This window comes from Paenibacillus sp. Y859 (genome assembly GCF_056786405.1).
This window is the reverse complement of sequence record NZ_JBXCIZ010000013.1, coordinates 90,645-110,377: the sequence shown is the minus strand read 5'-3', so window position 1 is coordinate 110,377 and position 19,733 is coordinate 90,645. Positions and strand designations below refer to the sequence as shown.

The window sequence follows — 19,733 nt, the reverse complement described above, 5'->3', positions numbered from 1 at the left end:
AATAATACGGGGACCGTACCTCAAGTCATTGCGTTAACGGGACACGATAGTTAAAGATAGATATAGTTGAGGGAGATTTCATAGAAAACGCTGACATCCTATAACAGGGCATTCCAACTGCGTCGCTTAAGCTCCTCGGTCGCCAAGAGGGATTTCAGTGAAGCGTATTCAGGTGACACATTCAACTAGCTAAGTCTGAAGACCCGTTCCCTACGGTCACTTAAGCCGCTTGAACATCAGGAATGCCAAACGTTATATGCAATCGGGGCAAACCCAATATAAAAACTCAAAATCTCATAAAATCAATAAAAAACACTACCAATTTTTAGGTAGGTGATATCTTTATTTTAGAAAATTATTTCATAAAATTGGAAAAGGATAAAACCCAAAGAACTATTTTTTATGAATGAGGGGAGATGTCAAATGCAAGTAGAAACCCAAAGACTAATCATTCGTGACTTTAATATGGAAGACTGGGTAGATGTACATAAATACGCATCAAATCATGTAGTAACTGAATATATGATGTGGGGACCGAATAGCAAAGCTGAGACAAAAGCATATATAGAGCAGCAAATCACAAAGAAACAATCTATCGACCGAACCGATTATGAATTCGGAGTAATACTTAAAGAGACAAATATATTAATAGGTGGATGTGGAATTTATATCAAAGAAAATAATGCTGAAATAGGCTATTGTTTTAACCCCGAATTTTGGGGTAGTGGTTATGCTACAGAAGCATCAAAAGCAATGTTAATGCTCGGATTTGAAAACTTCAAAGTGCATAGAGTGTTTGCGACATGCCGTCCCGGAAATATAGCATCGGCCAATGTTTTGATAAGAATCGGTATGAAACAAGAAGGTCATCTAAGGGAACATATGTGGCACAAAGGGAAATTCCATGATTCTTATTTATTTTCAATAATAGAAGATGAATATTATTGAAAATATCAATAGATATTAAAGAGCTAGAAAATATGAAACATATCAAAAATATATAAGAGGATATCAATTATTTAGGGAAACTCGAAGAAGGCCCCGACAACATACCAACACATAATATTCACGCTGCGGACACATCCGACATTCGTCGGACCTCGTGAATAGAGGAAGGTTAGCTGAAATCAATGTAATTCAAAAAAGAGAGTTGATTTCATGGCCTATACACATGAAGAATGGAATTAACTAGTAAAGAGTAGATCTGATCTAAGTGGATATTTATAACATTTAACTAAAGTAGAGGTGGATAAAAACGGAAAAATCACATTAAACGCGATAGATAGATTGATGAAAGTAATTAATGAAAGAAAAATAATAGGAAGTTCTGCAGAAAGCGGATTTATTGCAGGCGATCGTAATGCCGTTTGCTTTCAGAGTGGTGGAGAATCGTAGATTATAACTTAATGAACAAAGACTACTTAGTTGATTGGACGCATGAGAGAGAATGGCGCTTACCATCAGATGAGTTAGATCTGATCTTATTATTTGATGTTGAAGGAGAGTAGCTAATGCAGAAAGATCGTAGTTATCACACTGTAAACAAAGTAATAGCTTGTGTTCTGTCATTCATATTTATCATTATGGCAATAGCAGTACCTGCCCACGCTGAAGAAGAACAGGTTGAGACTACACCGTCTAGGATTCCCTTATCCAAGTTAGAGGAAACGATTGATTCTTATGTTGCCTCGTATGAGAAGTATACCGCTGCCGTTTCTGTTGTGGCTATTAAAGATGGTGAAACCATTGTGAATAAGGCATATGGTTTGGCGGATATTGAGAATCAGCGAAAGGCGGATACATCTACTGTTTTTGAATGGGCTTCAATCTCTAAACTGTTGGTCTATACTAGTGTAATGCAGCTTGTCGAACAAGGAAAGCTTGATTTGGAGACGGATATCAAAGAATATCTACCAGAGGGATTTTTTAAAAAGCTGAAATACGATGATCCGATTACCCTAATGAACCTGATGCATCACAATGCGGGTTGGGAAGATCAAACAGTGGCCGAGGTGTATTATTACTCCGAGAATGAAACGTTAGAATTAGGAGAAACTTTGCGTACAAATGAGCCGAAACAGATATATCAACCGAATAGCATAGTGGGTTATTCAAACTATGGCGTTGGTCTAGCCGGTTACATCGTGGAATTGATAAGCGGCCAACCTTTTTATGAATATGTCAATCAACATATATTTAAACCGCTTAATATGAACGACACCTCGATTCATCCAACGGGGCAAGATCATCCAGACGTAGTACGAAGAAGGAATGAGATTGAAGGGTATACAAAAGATTTAAAACTGATCCCTCAGAACAGAGTATACGTAACCTTTTATCCTGCAGGGGCAGCCATTGGGACAGCAGCAGATTTAGCCAAGTTTCTTACAGCGTTGATGCCTGTGGATGATAGTAATTTATTATTTGCGAACAGAGATACGTTAACCGAAATGTTGTCAACAAGTTTATATTATGACGGGACTTCTATTCCGCGGTTTGCGCATGGGTTCGTTGAGATGGAATACTGGGCACCTACACTGATGCACGAGGGGAATTTGAAGGGATTTTCAAGTAAACTTGTCTTTGATCCAGCATCTAAATTTGGGATGGTGGTGATGACCAACCAGTCTTATGAAGAAATTTATTATTATGGACTTATAAAGGAAATTTTTGGTAGTAGCATGTATTCTAATTCAATTACTTCTGAGGGAAGTGGATATTTTCAATCCGCACGACGGGCAGCCTCTAGATTTACTAACTTATTTACGGCACTTGACATAAAAAAATACACAAAAGCTGAGTTAAGTAGTTTTTATAATGTTGTCGAGAATAATGGTGTTGTTGAGAAAATTTCCATCACTCCTTACTATGATTCCTTGCCTGTATCGAATTTAAAGGTAAACTTAATTAAGATATCTCTTATTCCTGTTGCGCTAGGTATCATTTTCAGTTTAAGTGCTTTGATCGGCTATTTAATCCAGATGCTTCTTTACAAACGAAATAAACGAGGAAATCCTCCAACCAATTTTGACAAATATCATCTTGTAATTAATTTTGCAGGCATCTTACTCCTTCTTAATCTTTACATCATACACACGAGGTTAAGGTTTCAAAGTTATCCCGCTTATTCTTCGTTACGCATCAATTTAATGTTTAACCTGCTATATGTGGTTCTAGCAGTGGCGTATCTTGGCTTGCTTATTTACAAACTGTGGAAGAGCAGTTACAGCAAAAAGCAAAAGGTTATGTACATCATGTCTGGCACCTCGGCTTTTATATTGGCTGCTTTTATTGTGGGATGGAATTTGTATGTTTAGAGTGTTGTAGATATGTCCTAAGCTAAACATATTAATGAGCTGGCGAGGTGCTTTGATCGGCACCGGCACTTGTATAAGTGAGGAAAGGGTAGTTGTTAAATTCGATAAGGGAGAGTATTTCTCCACCGAAGTATAGGGCTTTAATATGAGCAATCATCTTAGGGCCTTTTTATATATCATTGTCCATATATGTGAATGGCTGTTATATTAAAAGGAAGAAATTTACGGGGAAGTTACTTTGCTGTTTTTGAAAAAAAAGAGCTCGGTGTCTGTCTGGAAAGGTGCGGTGGTAAAGAGCGAGACATATCATAAGTGGAACGTTTTTACACCTATACTCTTGAGTCTGCGCATACGAGTAACTATATATTTGGCAGTGCAGTAATTTACACTTTCAATGCTAAAAAGGAGTCATTCCCACGCTCATGTTAATCAGACGATTAGCTCAAAGCACTAGCTGAAGCCAAAATTATTAAGGATGTCAATTGTCATGTATGGAGACAATCCTTTACGGCTCATCTTATGAAGGATGCTGCAACAAAATGGGATTCTAGTATTAAAGATGATCTGACATTTAAAACAAATTACGAAAAGTCCTTCAGGTGATACCCGAACGGTCTGGCGCCTTACATAGGTGGGGTTCTGGTGTACGCTTAGAATTGAGCATCTACCAAAAATAGACCCCAAGAAACCAGTGGTTATCTCGTGCGAGGGCGCTTAAGTAGAGGATGACAATATATCTATCCTCGTTCTCGATGATAAGGTGATTTTGGAAATTGAATAACTGGGAAGAGCGCCTGTTGTGGCGTTCTTTTTATTGCCTGAAAAGACGATAATGCGACACAACGAGCACCTCAAACGAGGTGCTTTTTATTTCGACCTCATAACTATGGAGGCTATTTTTATATACAGAATGGAGGGGAGTCATAGCTCTTATCGGAGTTGTAATTGTATTGCGATCGAGTGGCGAGTTGGGTGTGTTGCTAGCTTTTATTGGCGCACCTGTTTCCACCGCACTCGGATTCTATTACTGGAAGGCCAAAAATGAAAATGTACAAAAAATAGCACAGCAAGAAGAATCTCGAAATTGACGTACCATACGAGGAGGAAAGACCATGATTGATTTAACACCTATCACACAGGCGGCTATTATTCTTGTAGCTGCCGTGATCACTACTTTCATAGTTCCATATATTAAGAGTAAGACAACTCAGGAGCAATGTGTACAAATTTCCGCATGGACGAAGATTGCAGTAGCAGTTGTGGAAAAGATATATAGCGGTCCTGGACGTGGCGAAGAAAAGAAACAATATGTATTGCACTTCTTGACCGAGCAAGGTTACACGATTGAGCTAGATGCTATCAACGCATTAATAGAGTCTGCTGTACATGATTTAATAAAGGAGCGGTGATGAATAAATGAGTCGTAAAATATCGCAATCAGGAATATCTCTTATTAAATCGTTTGAGGGTTGCCGTTTAACGGCTTACAAACCCGTTGCTTCTGAGCAGTATTGGACTATCGGATGGGGGCACTACGGGGCTGACGTAAAACAAGGCATGACAATCACACAAGCGCAAGCGGATAAGATGCTTGTCAGTGACCTTTCCAAATACGAGGCATATGTAAACAATGCATCGTACGTCCCGCTAACAGCGCAACTCACGCAAAATCAATTTGACGCTTTAACTAGCTTTTGTTACAACTGTGGCGCAGGCAATTTGCGAACGCTGTGTAAAGGTCGGACAGTTGCGCAGATAGCGCTAAACATCATTAAGTATGACAAGGCTGGCGGTAATGTGCTAGCAGGGTTGGTACGAAGACGTAAAGCGGAGCTAGAGTTATTTAATAAAGCTGACATCCCTATTAATGTTGAGAAAGAAGCGATAAAAATGGACAAAGTAAATGTAACTGTATACGATTTGAAGATCGAGGACGGTTTCCTAGTGGACGGTAAAACATATGTGCCATTACGGGCGGTAGGGGATGCCATGGGGGTGAAGACGGCTTGGGATAATAATAGTAAGACAGCATCGATCACAAAGTAAATTTAATAGGAGCCCATTGAGAAATAAATTGGCACTTAGGAACGGAAGCACAGAGCGTGCAATCCGAAAACATCGGTAAAAATACTCCACTAACCTTAATTGGTCGGCGGGGTATTTTTTTTCTTTAGGTTGTACCTGCCCACAACTTGCCCACAAAAGATAACCACTTGAGCACACTTCACAACTCTCCTGAGTACCCGAAACCATATAGATAAAGGAATTCACGGTTTAAAGTCGAACTAAACATACGTTATACCTTAAGAGCTATCTAAGTCAGGTCGCGTCGCAGATGCCAAACGTTATGTGAAACCTATGCTATGTAAATTCTCAAGGGAGTGACCCAATGAAGAGAATTATGGTATTTGCTATGATGGTGATGTTACTTTCTGGTTGCAGTTCCAAGGAAGGGTCTGCAATAAACCGGTCTCCAAATGAAGGTGGAGGATTCATTATAGAAGTAACAGAAAATCGTATTTTAGTGGTTGACAAGAAATATATGAACAAGACTTGGAAGGATATTATGGGTGAGTATGTCGGAGAAGCAATATGGTTAAGAACCAATACAAGAAATTTAAAACCTGGTCAAAAAATACATTATAAAATTAAGGGTGGAATCGACTTATCATACCCCTCACAAGCAGATGCCAAAGAAATAAAGATAGTAAAGGAATAATGTTTGGAGGTGTTTCAACGAGGGGATAGGCGTCACATAACAATGTTTTTCAGCATCGTCGCTAATGCTTCTTGGTCGCGAAGAGGGATCTCATAGAAGTGGAGTCAGGCGACACATTCAATCAGCTAAGTGGCAAAGCCACCCGGACCTGTGGTCTTAAGCCGCTTGGACGTCAGAAACACTCAACGTTATCTGCAATCAAGGCAATGAATGTTTTTTCAGTATTTCAAGGGGAGAGGTTATTTTGAATAGAAATCAAGCAACTAAAATAGTTATTGATTATTTCGAATCATGGATTAAGAAGGACATTGGAATGTTTAGTAATGTTATACATGATACGGCAATTATTAGGGAATGTACTGGTGCGGTTATGGAAGGAAAAGACGAATTAGTAAACTGGTTTACTCAATGGAATAATAGTGACAATAAGGTTGAGTACTGGACAATCAAAGAAATAGGTTTTGATGAAACACGTAGTTTAGCATTTGTAGAATGGGAATTCAAGTGTATTTATGATACTAAAGAATATGAATGGGATGGGTCAAGTATAGTTTATTTTAAAGAATCTTTAATAACTGAACTAAATGAATACGAAATGAAACAAAAGAAATTATTTCCATACAGAAGCATTGGAACTAAAGAAATTAGAAGGGAATTCAAGGATGATCTTGACAGCAGATAACATTGCATTTCTACTTCGTCGCTAGGTCGTTGATCGCCAAGAGGGATATCGAAGATGCTTATTCAGGCGACACTTTTCCTTTGGTCACTTAAGCTGCTTGAACGTCAGGAATCCCAAACGTTAGGTGAAATCAGTTGTGAAATTTATTATTGAGGTGAATCATGGAAGAGGATATCATTCGAGTTGCAAGGAAACTCTCAGTTAGAGCAATATTGAAAGCTGGTCAAGTAGCAAAAGAGTACTTTGATAAAGGTATTGATCTACAGGAAAAGGATATTTATGGTGATATTGTTACTGATGTTGATCATAAAGCAGAGAAAATTATTTTGGATGAAATCATCGATGTGTTTCCAGAACATCAAATCGATAGTGAAGAGAGTGGCAATAACGGTAAAACAAGTGATTGGCTATGGATGATTGACCCATTGGATGGAACGAATAATTTTGCGATTGGTCTACCGATTTTTTCAACATCGATAACATTGATGTATAGATCAGAACCGGTTTTAGGCGTCGTTTATGAACCGCTAGTAAACCGACTCTATATAGCCAGTAAAGAAGAAGGATCATTCTGCAATAATGAACAGTTGCAAGTTAAGAAGAAAGAGGAGATAAAAAAAGGTACAATTGCTTGGATTCAAGGTCATAAGGTACAGAACCATGAGAAAGCTGTCAGATTACGCCAGCATTTAGACCTTCATTTTAAAAGAATGATAAGATTATGGGCTCCAACGTTGCAATGGTGCATGTTGGCTAAAGGAGATATAGATGGAATTGTATTATATAACTCCGAGGGAGATGATTTATACTCTGGGATATTGATGGTTAAAGAAGCAGGAGGGATTGTCATAGATTTTGAAGGTAACCCCTTTAATGGAATGAATGAAGAGCCATATTTAATTGCATGTCATCCAGAACATAAAGAATATTTTTTAAGAATAGTCAAAGAGGGATTGGGTTTAATCGAAGAGGTCAATTGACATCATCTAACAGAGAGTATCTGCGCTACGGGGCATTCGCCCCTTGGTTGTTAGGTTTATAATCTTAGGAGTAGCTCAGACAAGACACGCCCCGCGATAAGATAAGAGCTATCTAAGGCCGAGGCGCGTCTCAGATGTGCGAACGTTAGGCGAAACCGCTAGAAGCAAAAAAAAGGATTATTAAGAAATTCAGGCGACACATCCAATCGAATAAGTGGCTGATCCACCTGGACCTACGGACCTTAAGTCGTTTGGACGTCAGAAATGCGCAACATTATAGAAATCATCGCAAATACATAATAAAGATATTAAACAATTAAAAACAATAATTTTCACCATATGTTATGGAGGGTTATATGAAGAATCGTATACATATTTTCGGTGCATCTGGGTCAGGAGCATCAACACTAGGACAAGAGTTATCAAAGCGGCTTCCACATGTCAATTTTGATGGTGATGACTATTTCTGGTTCAAGAAATTTACTGAACAAAGAGAAGCATTGGAAAGACTTCATTTACTAACAAAAGATCTTACTCAATACAAACAATGGATATTATCAGGTGCGATATGTGGTTGGGGTAATGGATTGAAACCAAATTTTGATTTAGTAGTTTTTCTCTATCTACCTAATGAGATTAGACTTCAAAGACTAAAGGAAAGAGAAACACACAGATATGGCGAAGATATCTTACCCGGAGGAAGTATGTATGAACAATCAGAGGCTTTTTTGAAGTGGGCCTCATTATACGATGATGGTGGATTAGAGGTAAGAAGTAAGGTGTTACATGAGCAGTGGATGTCGGATTTGACTTGCCCTATTCTAAGAATAGAAGGTAATAACTCTATTAGTGAGAGAGTGAACATTGTTTTAGAATATTTGAATAATAACGAATAATGTTAAGTGCTTTAGAACTGATAAAGTAAGATATGAATCACTAATCATTTTAGCAAAATTAGATCACGAATATAGCAAGCTCAAGGAAGATAGAGACATCTCATAACAAGTATTTCTGCCCCATCGCTGAAGCTCCTTGGTCGCCAAGAGGATTTTCGGAGAAGTCGAGTCAAGGCGATACATCCAACCGGTTAAGTGGCAGAGCCACCCGGACTAAGGTCCTTAAGCCGCATAGATGTCAGGAATGAGCAACGTTAGCTGAAATTGACCGAAAGGCGGAAAAGATATGAGATACTATTATACTCCAATATTAAGTTTTATAGGATTATGTTTGTTCACAATAACATTAATAGCTAATCTATGTTTTAGATTTATAAGAACTTCAGATGTAGGTACAGGTATGCTATTGTCGGTTGCAAATGCATTATTATTGGTTTTCACTTTGATATGGAGCTTAATGGGAATAATTGAGTTGCTTATATTATTAAGATTACATAAGAAAATTAAGACTAGATTCGAAATTGGGAGTGTTGACAAGGATGAATATATGAATAAGTCAAAAAGACTTAAATTTTGTTTCACTATAAACATGAGTTATCTGTTTATTATCTTATGTCAACTTGTATATGTTATTTATAACTGGGATGAAGTTAACATATAGTTTTTTGAAAGTAACTCAAAGTTACTCGGCAATTGCGCAAATCCATCAAGGCTAAGTCCGTTGGACCCGGTCGCTGACGCTTCCTTAAGCCTCTTAGGTTCGTAGATACAAGAACGTTATGAGAAATTGCCGTAAGTGCCGTAAGTGCTATTAAGTTTTAAACAATATAATTAGCAAAGTGAGATGACGATTACTGATGATAGAATTTCCGGTCATTACTACGAAAAGACTTTTTATAAGAGAACTAACATTAGATGATGTTGAATCAGTATTCAGACATTTCTCGTACCCTGATGTCACAAAGTTCATGGATATCGAGGTATGTAAGAATAGAAGTGAAGCTGAAGAAATTATTGCTTTTCATATCAATGATTCCGGCTGTAGATACGGGCTCTTTAGTAAAGATAATAATAAACTAATTGGTACATGTGGATTTCATTGTTGGACAGCGGACAAGGATGGATCAAGAGCTGAAATTGGTTTTGATCTATCCCCGAATTACTGGGGTAAAGGATTGATGCAAGAAGCGATAAATGAAATTATCCCAATTGGATTTAAATTAATGAAACTTGATTACATTGAAGCGACCACTGAACTTGAAAATATCAAATCACAAAGGCTTCTAGAGAAGATGGGATTTATTAATCAACACCAATTGAAGGACAATTTAATGTATCTTATATTGAGAAAAAAGTAAGTAGCTCAAGAAGACGGTAACTACGCATAACAATGTTGTTCAGCATCGTCGCATTCGCTCCTTGGTCGCCAAAAGGGGGGCTGAGAATTAGAATCAGGCTATTTCAACGTCGAGGTGACGATGGTGAATGGGGAGTACCGGGATTATGAAGAGATTTTCGTCTAACATGGTAAGATACAGTTTATATTTCTGGGCTGTTGGCATGTTTATATTAATACCCTTCTTTAAGGGGAATTATATATATAACTCGCCAAGTAACATAATGAAAGCAATGCCAGTGTTCGTAATTCTTCTTTTTGCTAATTATATAGTTTCGCAATATTCGGGATATAATCCAGTCGGTAGATTCAACACTTGAGTCAGTCGTTAAGGTTGATGTGCTATTAAGAGATGTTTGGGACATTCCTGTAATGGAGGAGGTATTCAGACGTCGGTTTAAGGGACAATATCCAGCAAGAAAAACGATATCAACTGAGTTTGCACATAAAGGTGGTACGGATGGACTTAAAGTACAAATTGATGGAATTGCATATAAAAAAATAAAGCATGATATTTGACTCAATAAACACTATACTGTTTTGAATATCTGAGCTGTAGTTCACTTGATCACCAATCCTTTCCCCATATGGTCAATTTTATTGTAACAGCAACAATAAATCGAGAGTTCTTTGGTGAAAAGTATGATTATGTTTTATTAGACCAATTATTTATCACATTAGAACATAGAAATAAAGGCGGGTGGATGTAATGGACATCAAGCTAACAAATCGTATCACTGATATAAAAATCGATAACAATTTCTCCGGGACAGTACTCGTAAAACAGGACAAAGAAATTTTTGCAGAATTAAGCAATGGATATTCCAATCGTTCTGAACAATTACTTAATAATACGTTCACTCGGTATGGAATAGCCTCGGGATGTAAGCTTTTTACTGCCATAGCCATTTGTCAGCTTGTAGAACAGGGGAAGCTCTCTTTTGATTCAAAGTTAAAACAATGTCTTGATGTTAACTTTCTGAATTTTGATGAAGAAATAACAATCCATCATCTTCTAACACATACATCTGGAATACCCGACTACTTTGATGAGGAGATTATGAGTGATTTTGAAGAATTGTGGGTTAACAACCCAATGTATCGAATAAGAAGCTTGAAGGACTTCTTACCCTTATTTAAGGATCACGCTATGAAATCAATAGTAGGGGAAAGGTTTCACTATAATAACGCAGGATATATTCTACTTGGACTAATTGTTGAACAGACAAGCCAACTTAACTTTGACGAATACGTTCAAGAACATATTTTCAACAAAGCGGAGATGGAGGAATCAGGATATTTCGAACTTGATGCTCTTCCTCCAAATACAGCACTGGGTTATATTGATCATGATGATGGAACGTGGAGAACAAATATCTACTCATTGCCAGTAAAAGGCGGTTCAGATGGTGGAGCTTTTGTTACGGTAAACGATATGGTAAAGCTATGGGAAGCACTAATAAATAATTCACTTCTAAGTGAAGCATATTCACAGCTGTTGCTTACTTCTCACGTTCAGAACGATGATGATTTCTATGGATATGGGGTATGGATCAAGAAAGATAGAAATGACAACGTTATAAAATATCATGTAATGGGTTATGACCCAGGAGTTAACTTTCACTCTGCATTTTATCCCGACAACTTAATGACAGTTGTTATCTGTTCAAATAAGTCGACAGGTGCATTCGATATTATGAACGGTATTGAGGATGAAAGAGTACAAAACAAGGATAAATAAGCATGTTAATTGAAGATATTTTGTGGAAGTGATTAATAGTATTAGGTATTGGAAGTCCTGCTAAGTTTGATGAGCAGGACTTTTTTGCGTTGATCATTCCAGAACCTCATCTGCTGATGTTGGGCATTGCTCTCTCTCGCAACTGTAGATTTCACATTACATTAAGGTTGTGTAGTAAGTGGATTAAGTTTCCTGAGGTAAGCTGAAGTTATTCCACAAAGAAGTCAAGGAGAGTGTAAATCTTATGAACAAGTTACTAAGTTTTCGCAACAAAATGGCAAGTGTAGTTATGATTTCAATGATCGCTGGGTCTGTATATGGAGGTACTTCGTCTCTACCTGTATCAGGAGCATCCGCCGCCGTGGGCCCACAGGATCGTCAAGAAGTGGAAGCATTCGCAGATTCATTCTTTAATAGGCCGGAAATTAAGAATGAGATGGCAGGAGCAGCATTCGTGGTTGTAAAAGGAGATCAAGTTCTATTAAAGAAAGGATACGGTTATGCAAATGTAGAGAAAAAATTACCTGTAGATCCGGATCGAACAGTGTTTCGAATCGCTTCGATATCTAAAGTCATTACGGCTACAGCTGTACTGCAGTTGGCTGAGCAAGGAAAGTTAGATTTAAACAAAGATCTAAACCATTACTTAGGTGATGTTCAAATACCTAATCAGACTGACGTTCCACTAACGATGAAACATTTATTGATGAATTCTACGGGGTTTGATTATGGAGATGGCTCCGAATTGTTAACCTATGACCTGAAGGAAGAAGTTCCTTTGAAGCAGTATGTTAAGGATAACACGCCCGTAGTCGTTCGGAATCCAGGAGAGAATTATAGATATGACAATTTGGGCTTTACGATCCAAGGGTATGCAGTTGAGCAAGTATCCGGTCAGCCTTTTGGCAGTTACGTGCAGGAGAATATATTTAAACCACTGGGTATGGTAAACAGTGAATTTCGCTTGACGCCTCCGATGTTAGAGCAACTGGCAACCACTTATGATCCATATGGCAAAGTGATTCCCACCTATGCGACACTTCCAACCGAGTTACCTGCAGGTGGCATGCTGTCAACAGGTTCCGACATGGCGAAATTTATGATGGCTCAACTTGGTGGAGGTAAGCTTGGAGATGCAACCATTCTGAAAAAAGATACGATACAAGAAATGCATAGCCCTCAGCTCTCGATTCATCCGAAACTGCTGAATATGACTTTAAGCTTCGAACACGCCAACCAGCAAATTTATAATGGACGTAATGTCATTGAAAAGGGTGGGGACTATGAAGGTTTCCATGCGGGCATGTGGTTGATGCCTGATGAACAAGTGGGTGTCTATGTAGCTGTTAACAAAGATTTTGATTTCCGTGTTCCTTTATTCGAAGAGTTCATGGATCATTATTATCCTAATGAAGAAGGAACTGAACAACCTTTACAGCCGGCGAAAGAGTCACTAACTAAATTTGAAGGAATCTATGGTGATCTGCGACTCCGTCTGTGGACGTCCCGTATTCGTGCAGAAAATGGCACATTGATTGTACAAGATCCGTATGGAGAACATGTGTTGTATGAAATAGAGCCACTTCTATTTCAGGATGAACAGGGTGTCCGAGCCGCATTTAAGTTGAATGATAAGGGTGAAATACAAGCATTTTATTATGATATGAAGCCAGACAGCTGGGCAGAAAAATTGGTTGATATCCCTAATCTTGATCATTATCAAGATGTAGACGAGAGCGGTCCTTATGCTGATTATATTTATCATATGCGTCAACTCAAAGTCATTAGCGAAAGTAACGAACCTTTCTTCCACCCGGAGAAGGCCATTTCACGTGAAGAGTTTGTCGGTTGGTTTATTAACTGGATGGGCGTTGCTCCTTCCAAGAAGACACCTGTGTTCAAAGATACGCTGGATAGTCCGTATATGAGAGAAATTCAAACAGCCTTCGAATTAGCAGTCATTCAAGGTGGAGAGGATGGTAAATTTAACCCACAAGCGATATTAACAAGGCAGGAAGCGGCAGCGATTATATGGCGTCTGGCCCACGGGAAATTACAGGCAGAACTGCAGGAAGTACAGTTAGCTGGCGAAACGGATTCATGGGCGAAGGAGGGAGTTCAGTATGTAGTGGCGAAATCATTACATGGACCAGAAGTTACCATGAGCAAAGACGACGCTGTGGATTATAAGTCTAAGCTACCGATGCTAAGACAAGAAGCAGCTGCTTTATTTTCAAAGTTCACAAATAATTTATTCTAAGTTCTAATAGGTGTTCACGAAGTCATCTAGTTGACTTCGTGAGCACTCACACATAGAGTCCGAATTGCACAGGCAGGGGTGAGAGAGATCAAGACAGTACTTATTATCGATGATGAAGCTGAAATTCGTGAATTACTAATCGTCTATTTAAAGAATCATGGATACAGGACGTTCGAAGCTGGCAATGGGATTGAGGCGTTGGTTGTGCTGCAACAACAACAGATTGATCTGATCATCGCTGACATTATGATGCCGGGTATGGATGGATTCGAGTTGCTTAAGAAGTTACGGATGGACTCGCAAATTCCATTGTTATTCATTTCTGCAAAGTCAGATGATATGGATAGAATATATGGATTGCAGCTTGGTGCGGATGACTATGTGAATAAGCCATTTAATCCGCTCGAAGTTGTCAGTAGAGTGCAAGCATTATTCAGACGGATCGATGCATTGGTCACGCCAGAGAAAAAGGATCAAGCTATTATTGAGATCGGTGACATCAAGTTGGATGAGGATAGCTGGAGGATATATAAATCTGGGATTGAGAAAGAGATGACTTCGTACGAAATCAGAATTCTTGCGCTTCTAATGAGGCAAGCGGGCAGAGTGCTTACAAAAGCGCAAATTTACGAGCAGGTATGGGGCGAGGAGTATGTTGGAGATGAGAACTTAATTATGGTGTATATTAGCAAAATCAGAGAAAAAATCGAAGAAAACCCGCGAAAACCTACATATCTGATTACAATTAGGGGGTTGGGATACCGTTTTGAAAAAGGCTGAAAGTGTTCAGGAACGAAGGAAATTGAAACGGATGCTATTTAGAAATTATATGGTAATCAGTGCGTTGATGCTGATTACCATTGTTTTATCCGTATTTGGAGCAGATTTTTTGGTGAATAAGTTTTTTGACAACTCGTCAGAGTTGACTCGAATTCAGGGTGAGGACATCTACCGATATCCTTTTGACAATATCCAAGAGCGATGGCTGGACGAATTCGGCGGATGGATTGAAATTGTGGATGAATCTGGAAACGTGATATTTACTAAAGGAAAAAAAGAGGATGACATCGTCACTTATAGCAGAGATCAACTCTATACAAAGATGGATTTTTACCGAAATGATGATGGGTTATTCTACCATGTATACGATGTTCAGGGGCCACAGGGCGAATCGTATGTGTTGTTGTGGAAAATTCCAGAACGGTTGGAGTTATATAGTGCTTATGTTACCTTAGCTATTCTTGGAGCAGTACTCATCATCTTTTTGTTCTGTGCAATTTATATGTATTCATGGTATTCGGTTCGACAATTTAAAAAACCACTTCTTCAAATCGTTGAGGGAATTAAGGAAATGGAAAAGTTTAATTATACGAAGCGTCTAGATTTCTCTGCAGAGCAGGAATTTGAAGAAATTCGCGAGGCTTTTAATAAAATGGCCGAAAGATTACAGCGCACGTCAGACGAGAAAGAAGCAGCCGAGAATAACAAGCGGAACATGCTGCTGCACTTATCACATGATCTGAAAACACCGATTACTTCGATTTTAGGATTTTCACTTCTGTTGATGGACAATCAGGATTTAGAGGATAGCCAGAAGCAGAAGTATATTCAGTATATTAACCAAAAATCGTCGTACATGGCTAACTTGATTCAAGATTTGTTTGAACTTGCGAAGTTCGATGATCATCAACTCATACTAAATATGGAACAGGTGAACATAACCGAATGGTTTCGACAGTTGGTGGCAGAATGTTATCCTGAAGTGGAGAATAAAGGGTTTATTCTGGACGCGCAAATCCCAGAAGAACGGCTGCTTGCTAAGCTGGATAAAATGCATATGAATCGTGTTGTAGCGAACCTGATTGGAAATGCTCTCAAATATAATCCAGCAGGCACGGTACTTAGTGCGTCATGTGAGAAGAAAGATGGACGCATAGTGATTTGGATTGGGGATAATGGAGTTGGCATTCAGGATGAAATAAGAGAGAATATATTCGATGAATTTATTCGGGGTACGGATTCGGCAAAAGGAAGTACGGGTGTAGGACTTGCCATATGTAAGAAAATAGTGATGCTTCATCAAGGTACCATTGAGTTGAGAGAAGACGAGCGATACTCGACTATATTCAAGATTAGCTTGCCATGTGTGACTAAGGACTTTTAAATAACATGGGATTTGTAAGGGGCTTCAAGAATGTAGAATCAGGCGACACATCCAACTGGCTAAGTGGCGGAGCCACCTGGATCTACGGTCCTTAAGTCATTTGGACGTCTGAAATACACAACGTTATAGGACTCGATATCTGGCCAGACGAAATGGGAGCGATATACAATTGATACGAACAAATAAGACAATGAAAGAAATTGAAATTAGAAAAGCCATAATCTTTGTTCTTATTGCTTATATCATTTCCTCATTATTTTCATTACCGATGTAGAGGCAATGCGCAAACGTTATGTGAAACTCTCACAAAATCGGATATTACAATAAAATACTAGAGAATACGGAAGGGGGTATTTCATGAATTCAGTTAATTACAATAGCAAGATCCTCAAGACAGTCAAGAACACTGAAAATGGTGAAGTAAATCAAGACCAAAATTTTTGGATGTTGGTAGATTAAGAATTGTTGAAGAATGGGATGATCATTAATTTTGCAATGAACTAGAAGAGGTGACCTATGGAGGATATGTATAAATACTTATTGGAAGCGTTTAAAGAAGCAAGAAAATCAGAAGAAGAGGGAACATTTCCAATAGGTGCAATATTAGTTGATGAGCTCGGAAATATTGTTGCTCGAGGACGAAATAAAGTATTCTCAAATGGTGATGCAACGGCACATGCCGAAGTAGATGTAATAAGAAAAGCATCGAGTAAACTTCTTGATGTAAAGACTAGGACTTTTCTTGAAAATAATCTAACACTATATTCTACTTGTGAGCCATGTCCAATGTGTACAGGAACTATATTATTATCTAACATTAAGAAAGTAATTTGGGCTGCATCAGATCATGAGTTTGGAGCTTTAAGTAAGGTTAAGGAAGGTCCACATTTTATCAAATACTATAGTTCTATTTCGTATATTGCGAATCCTTATCCTGATTTAGAGCAGAAACAGAGGAAAATGATGGCTAAATTTTATAGCGGCAGAGGATATCATGATACAGAATGGCATAAAGAACTCGCTAGATAATTAATTGGAAAAGACGGAATCAATGTTTTCAAGCAACATGGATTATATACAAAGTATTTCTCCGTATAGATTGGTTGTATTTCGATGATTGGGTATTATTGTGATTTAATTACAGTGACTGGACAGAATCCAGGGTTTGTTAAACGTAACTGCTTGGCAAATGGTGGTTGGAGCTTGGAGAGCTCTGTGAAATAGCTTCCGATCATGTGATTATCACTCACAGATCCATTCTGGAAAGACAGTGATGAAAGGGTCTGGATATGACTGTAGTAGTATTTTTTCTCACGTTTGGGTAGCTTGTAGATGAATGGTGGAGCATGTGTTACGACGTCAAAAAGATTGGCAACACGGTAGCTGTTCTGAACATATTGTGAGAAGGCTCTTGTAAAGTCTGGATCGCCTACACGTGGGGCTCCATATGTAAACAGGTTGGGTGAGTTGTAAGTGGTATTGGCTGCAACATCAATAGCACATAATGTCGCAAGTGCTCCACCGAGACTGTGACCTGTAATGAATAATGTCTTGTCGGAAGATAACCTAGAGAGTGCGGAGATAATTCCACTACGAGCTGAAGAATAGATATCTGTGAAGCCGCGATGTGTAAGACAGTCTTCCTTAATATATTTGAAGTTCTTTTGTGAGGCGAGGATGTTCGATACCCAATTGGTTGTCGAACTGGTTCCACGAAAGGCGATAATAATCTCTTGTGAAGATTCCAGAATAAAGCCGAATCGTTCCCATGCATTGCTGAAGGATTTGGCTTCAAAAGTAGCACTGACTGAGTAGTCTGATGGAACGACAAACGAACCGTCCGTATTTGTAAATTGTGCATAGGTCTGTACGCAAATCGCAGCTAGAAAGATCGCCCATTGCTCATGATCATTACCCACGTGCATCCCACCCCTCTATCCTAAACTATATTAATGGGATGAAGGAGAGATTCCTATTTAGTGTAAATCTAATGTTATCTATGCTGATTTCCGTAAGTGTCGCTAAAGGAACAAATACATAAAGAAAAGATATGGAGCATTTCCCTACGAGGAAAGTTCCATATCTTTTGTGTTTATAGAAAAGGATATATTTTAATGCTTGTTTGATTCTCCATCGTCATAGTTAAACTGCCACTCTATTCCAAACTTATCCGTTACTTGACCATAACATTTACTCCAGAATGTTTCTTGAAGAACCATAACAACAGTTCCGCCTTCTTTCATACTAGCAAATAAAGACTTCACTTCATCGATGCTCTTGCTGACGATGGCAAGGGAGATGTTATTTCCCTGGACAAATGGCATTCCTGGAAAAACATCAGAGAACATAACATTGCTTCCTTGAATGTTCAGCCGTGTGTGCATGACTAGATCTTTTGCTTCTTCTGGAAGAGGATATTCTGGGTTAGGTGGGGCTTCTCCAAAGGACATAATCTGCGGTTGTTAGGTCCCAAATACGTGTGCGTAAAACTCCACGGCTTCACGACAGTTTCCATTGAAATTAAAGTATACATCAATAGACATACGCTTCACTCCTTCGTTTGTAAATGTTAATTATGTACTAATGTGTTTCCTTCATAATTATATCATTCAATTTTAAACAATCCAATATACTTCCCATCAAAATAATTAATTTGAAATAATACTATTTCCCTTAACATCAGCTTGAGCTACATAAATTTATTAGATTTTAGAAATAAAGGGGTATAAATCTTGTCGAAGAGTTATACTTAACGAGTTAGTTAAGTATAATGAAGTGAAAAATCCTTCTATTTTAATTAAGAGTTCGATTATTCTTGGGAATTCAGCACTCTGATCATAATAAAAATGAATAATAAGGCGGTTTATGATATGGAAGAAATGCTAGTTTTTTTACGAGAATTCCCCTTTTTCAAACAACTAGAGGTGGAGGAATTGCAGAAGGTCTCCTCATATGTCATAACACGAACATATGACAAGGGGGTCACTGTATTTTTAGAGGATGGCGATGGTGATGAGCTTTATATTATTCAATCTGGCGTCGTTAAAATATATAGAGAGAATGAAGCTAGAGAAATCATCCTAGCTATATTTACAGAGGGCGATTTCTTTGGAGAAATGGCTGTTTTAGAAAATGAACTACGGCGATCTGCTTCGGCAAAAACAATGGAGGATACGACGCTCTATGTTTTGAAGCGGCATGACTTTAATTGGCTTATGAATAATAATCCGCAAATTTCATTGAAAATAATGCAAACAGCGTTAGAACGTCTAAGGAAAGCTAATGAATTAATTACAGATTTAACGATACTTGATGCTCGTACACGTGTTACTAGAGGGCTACTTCGCTTAATTGAAAATCATGGGGTCCGCCATGAAGATGGAATATGGATTGATCTTAAGCTGACGCATCAACAAATTGCTGATATGACAGGTACGGTTCGGGAAACAGTAACGAAGATTATGCTGGAACTACAAAATCGGAATATGATTAAAATTGATAAAAAGAAGATTTTCATTTGCGATATTGCAAAGTTCGAACAGTTGACCGGAGGTATATGAAAGGCAAACATACCAATA

The 19,733-nt window shown here is 38.3% G+C and carries 19 protein-coding genes and 1 pseudogene; 18 read left to right on the top strand and 2 right to left on the bottom strand.

Features of this window, described 5'->3' with window-relative positions:
• Nucleotides 1–423 precede the first annotated feature (423 nt).
• From AC1TO8_RS20205 to AC1TO8_RS20125, 17 genes are all read left to right on the top strand, one after another.
• Nucleotides 424–948, top strand: coding sequence for a GNAT family N-acetyltransferase (locus AC1TO8_RS20205; RefSeq protein ID WP_482057418.1), 525 nt, complete (start codon nt 424–426; stop codon nt 946–948).
• Between the two features lie 419 nt (nt 949–1,367).
• Nucleotides 1,368–1,508 (top strand): hypothetical protein, encoded by a 141-nt coding sequence (locus tag AC1TO8_RS20200; RefSeq protein WP_482057417.1) that lies wholly within the window; start codon nt 1,368–1,370, stop codon nt 1,506–1,508.
• A 3-nt stretch (nt 1,509–1,511) separates the two neighbouring features.
• A complete protein-coding gene (locus AC1TO8_RS20195) occupies nt 1,512–3,317 on the top strand; it encodes a serine hydrolase domain-containing protein (RefSeq protein WP_482057416.1) in 1,806 nt (601 codons plus the stop codon).
• Between the two features lie 950 nt (nt 3,318–4,267).
• Nucleotides 4,268–4,405, top strand: a complete 138-nt coding sequence (locus AC1TO8_RS20190) for a hypothetical protein (RefSeq protein ID WP_482057415.1) — start codon at nt 4,268–4,270, stop codon at nt 4,403–4,405.
• Nucleotides 4,406–4,429: 24 nt separating this feature from the next.
• On the top strand, nt 4,430–4,726 hold the full coding sequence (locus AC1TO8_RS20185; RefSeq protein ID WP_482057414.1) for a phage holin, LLH family: 297 nt from the start codon (nt 4,430–4,432) through the stop codon (nt 4,724–4,726).
• Between the two features lie 7 nt (nt 4,727–4,733).
• The gene (locus tag AC1TO8_RS20180) at nt 4,734–5,363 is read left to right on the top strand and encodes a glycoside hydrolase family protein (protein ID WP_482057413.1); all 630 of its coding nucleotides are present in this window, start codon (nt 4,734–4,736) and stop codon (nt 5,361–5,363) included.
• 343 nt (nt 5,364–5,706) lie between these two features.
• On the top strand, nt 5,707–6,036 hold the full coding sequence (locus AC1TO8_RS20175; RefSeq protein ID WP_482057412.1) for a YobA family protein: 330 nt from the start codon (nt 5,707–5,709) through the stop codon (nt 6,034–6,036).
• Nucleotides 6,037–6,280: 244 nt separating this feature from the next.
• A complete protein-coding gene (locus tag AC1TO8_RS20170) occupies nt 6,281–6,718 on the top strand; it encodes a nuclear transport factor 2 family protein (RefSeq protein ID WP_482057411.1) in 438 nt (145 codons plus the stop codon).
• A gap of 161 nt (nt 6,719–6,879) precedes the next feature.
• Nucleotides 6,880–7,698: an inositol monophosphatase family protein gene (locus AC1TO8_RS20165; protein WP_482057410.1), complete on the top strand. Its 819-nt coding sequence runs from the start codon at nt 6,880–6,882 to the stop codon at nt 7,696–7,698.
• Between the two features lie 356 nt (nt 7,699–8,054).
• Nucleotides 8,055–8,594 (top strand): ATP-binding protein, encoded by a 540-nt coding sequence (locus tag AC1TO8_RS20160; RefSeq protein ID WP_482057409.1) that lies wholly within the window; start codon nt 8,055–8,057, stop codon nt 8,592–8,594.
• 857 nt (nt 8,595–9,451) lie between these two features.
• Complete coding sequence (locus AC1TO8_RS20155; RefSeq protein WP_482057408.1) at nt 9,452–9,952, top strand: GNAT family N-acetyltransferase; 501 nt, start codon at nt 9,452–9,454, stop codon at nt 9,950–9,952.
• 320 nt (nt 9,953–10,272) lie between these two features.
• The gene (locus tag AC1TO8_RS20150; RefSeq protein ID WP_482057436.1) at nt 10,273–10,509 is read left to right on the top strand and encodes a RidA family protein; all 237 of its coding nucleotides are present in this window, start codon (nt 10,273–10,275) and stop codon (nt 10,507–10,509) included.
• A 190-nt stretch (nt 10,510–10,699) separates the two neighbouring features.
• Nucleotides 10,700–11,731, top strand: coding sequence for a serine hydrolase domain-containing protein (locus tag AC1TO8_RS20145; protein ID WP_482057407.1), 1,032 nt, complete (start codon nt 10,700–10,702; stop codon nt 11,729–11,731).
• 244 nt (nt 11,732–11,975) lie between these two features.
• Nucleotides 11,976–13,991 carry a serine hydrolase domain-containing protein gene (locus AC1TO8_RS20140; RefSeq protein ID WP_482057406.1) on the top strand — a complete coding sequence of 672 codons (2,016 nt, stop codon included), beginning with the start codon at nt 11,976–11,978 and terminating at the stop codon, nt 13,989–13,991.
• An 87-nt stretch (nt 13,992–14,078) separates the two neighbouring features.
• Nucleotides 14,079–14,771 (top strand): response regulator transcription factor, encoded by a 693-nt coding sequence (locus tag AC1TO8_RS20135; RefSeq protein WP_482057435.1) that lies wholly within the window; start codon nt 14,079–14,081, stop codon nt 14,769–14,771.
• Nucleotides 14,758–16,155, top strand: coding sequence for a HAMP domain-containing sensor histidine kinase (locus AC1TO8_RS20130; RefSeq protein ID WP_482057405.1), 1,398 nt, complete (start codon nt 14,758–14,760; stop codon nt 16,153–16,155). The genes AC1TO8_RS20135 and AC1TO8_RS20130 overlap by 14 nt, the downstream gene beginning before the upstream one ends.
• Nucleotides 16,156–16,671: 516 nt before the next feature.
• Entirely contained in the window at nt 16,672–17,184 is a 513-nt protein-coding gene (locus tag AC1TO8_RS20125) for a nucleoside deaminase (protein WP_482057404.1), read from the top strand.
• A 95-nt stretch (nt 17,185–17,279) separates the two neighbouring features.
• Here AC1TO8_RS20125 and AC1TO8_RS20120 read toward each other — a convergent pair whose 3' ends face one another.
• Entirely contained in the window at nt 17,280–18,080 is an 801-nt protein-coding gene (locus AC1TO8_RS20120) for a lipase family protein (protein WP_482057403.1), read from the bottom strand.
• 186 nt (nt 18,081–18,266) lie between these two features.
• A pseudogene (locus tag AC1TO8_RS20115) lies at nt 18,267–18,698 on the bottom strand (VOC family protein).
• A 327-nt stretch (nt 18,699–19,025) separates the two neighbouring features.
• Between AC1TO8_RS20115 and AC1TO8_RS20110 the strand changes: the two are divergent.
• On the top strand, nt 19,026–19,715 hold the full coding sequence (locus AC1TO8_RS20110) for a Crp/Fnr family transcriptional regulator (RefSeq protein WP_482057402.1): 690 nt from the start codon (nt 19,026–19,028) through the stop codon (nt 19,713–19,715).
• Nucleotides 19,716–19,733: the final 18 nt, after the last annotated feature.

Bases quoted from the DNA above. Each gene is read 5' to 3' on its own strand.
- AC1TO8_RS20180 (WP_482057413.1), top strand. From the start codon at position 4,734: ATGAGTCGTAAAATATCGCAATCAGGAATATCTCTTATTAAATCGTTT.
- AC1TO8_RS20175 (WP_482057412.1), top strand. From the start codon at position 5,707: ATGAAGAGAATTATGGTATTTGCTATGATGGTGATGTTACTTTCTGGT.
- AC1TO8_RS20155 (WP_482057408.1), top strand. From the start codon at position 9,452: ATGATAGAATTTCCGGTCATTACTACGAAAAGACTTTTTATAAGAGAA.
- AC1TO8_RS20165 (WP_482057410.1), top strand. From the start codon at position 6,880: ATGGAAGAGGATATCATTCGAGTTGCAAGGAAACTCTCAGTTAGAGCA.
- AC1TO8_RS20185 (WP_482057414.1), top strand. From the start codon at position 4,430: ATGATTGATTTAACACCTATCACACAGGCGGCTATTATTCTTGTAGCT.
- AC1TO8_RS20125 (WP_482057404.1), top strand. From the start codon at position 16,672: ATGGAGGATATGTATAAATACTTATTGGAAGCGTTTAAAGAAGCAAGA.
- AC1TO8_RS20160 (WP_482057409.1), top strand. From the start codon at position 8,055: ATGAAGAATCGTATACATATTTTCGGTGCATCTGGGTCAGGAGCATCA.
- AC1TO8_RS20195 (WP_482057416.1), top strand. From the start codon at position 1,512: ATGCAGAAAGATCGTAGTTATCACACTGTAAACAAAGTAATAGCTTGT.
- AC1TO8_RS20145 (WP_482057407.1), top strand. From the start codon at position 10,700: ATGGACATCAAGCTAACAAATCGTATCACTGATATAAAAATCGATAAC.
- AC1TO8_RS20110 (WP_482057402.1), top strand. From the start codon at position 19,026: ATGGAAGAAATGCTAGTTTTTTTACGAGAATTCCCCTTTTTCAAACAA.
- AC1TO8_RS20120 (WP_482057403.1), bottom strand. From the start codon at position 18,080: ATGCACGTGGGTAATGATCATGAGCAATGGGCGATCTTTCTAGCTGCG.
- AC1TO8_RS20140 (WP_482057406.1), top strand. From the start codon at position 11,976: ATGAACAAGTTACTAAGTTTTCGCAACAAAATGGCAAGTGTAGTTATG.
- AC1TO8_RS20205 (WP_482057418.1), top strand. From the start codon at position 424: ATGCAAGTAGAAACCCAAAGACTAATCATTCGTGACTTTAATATGGAA.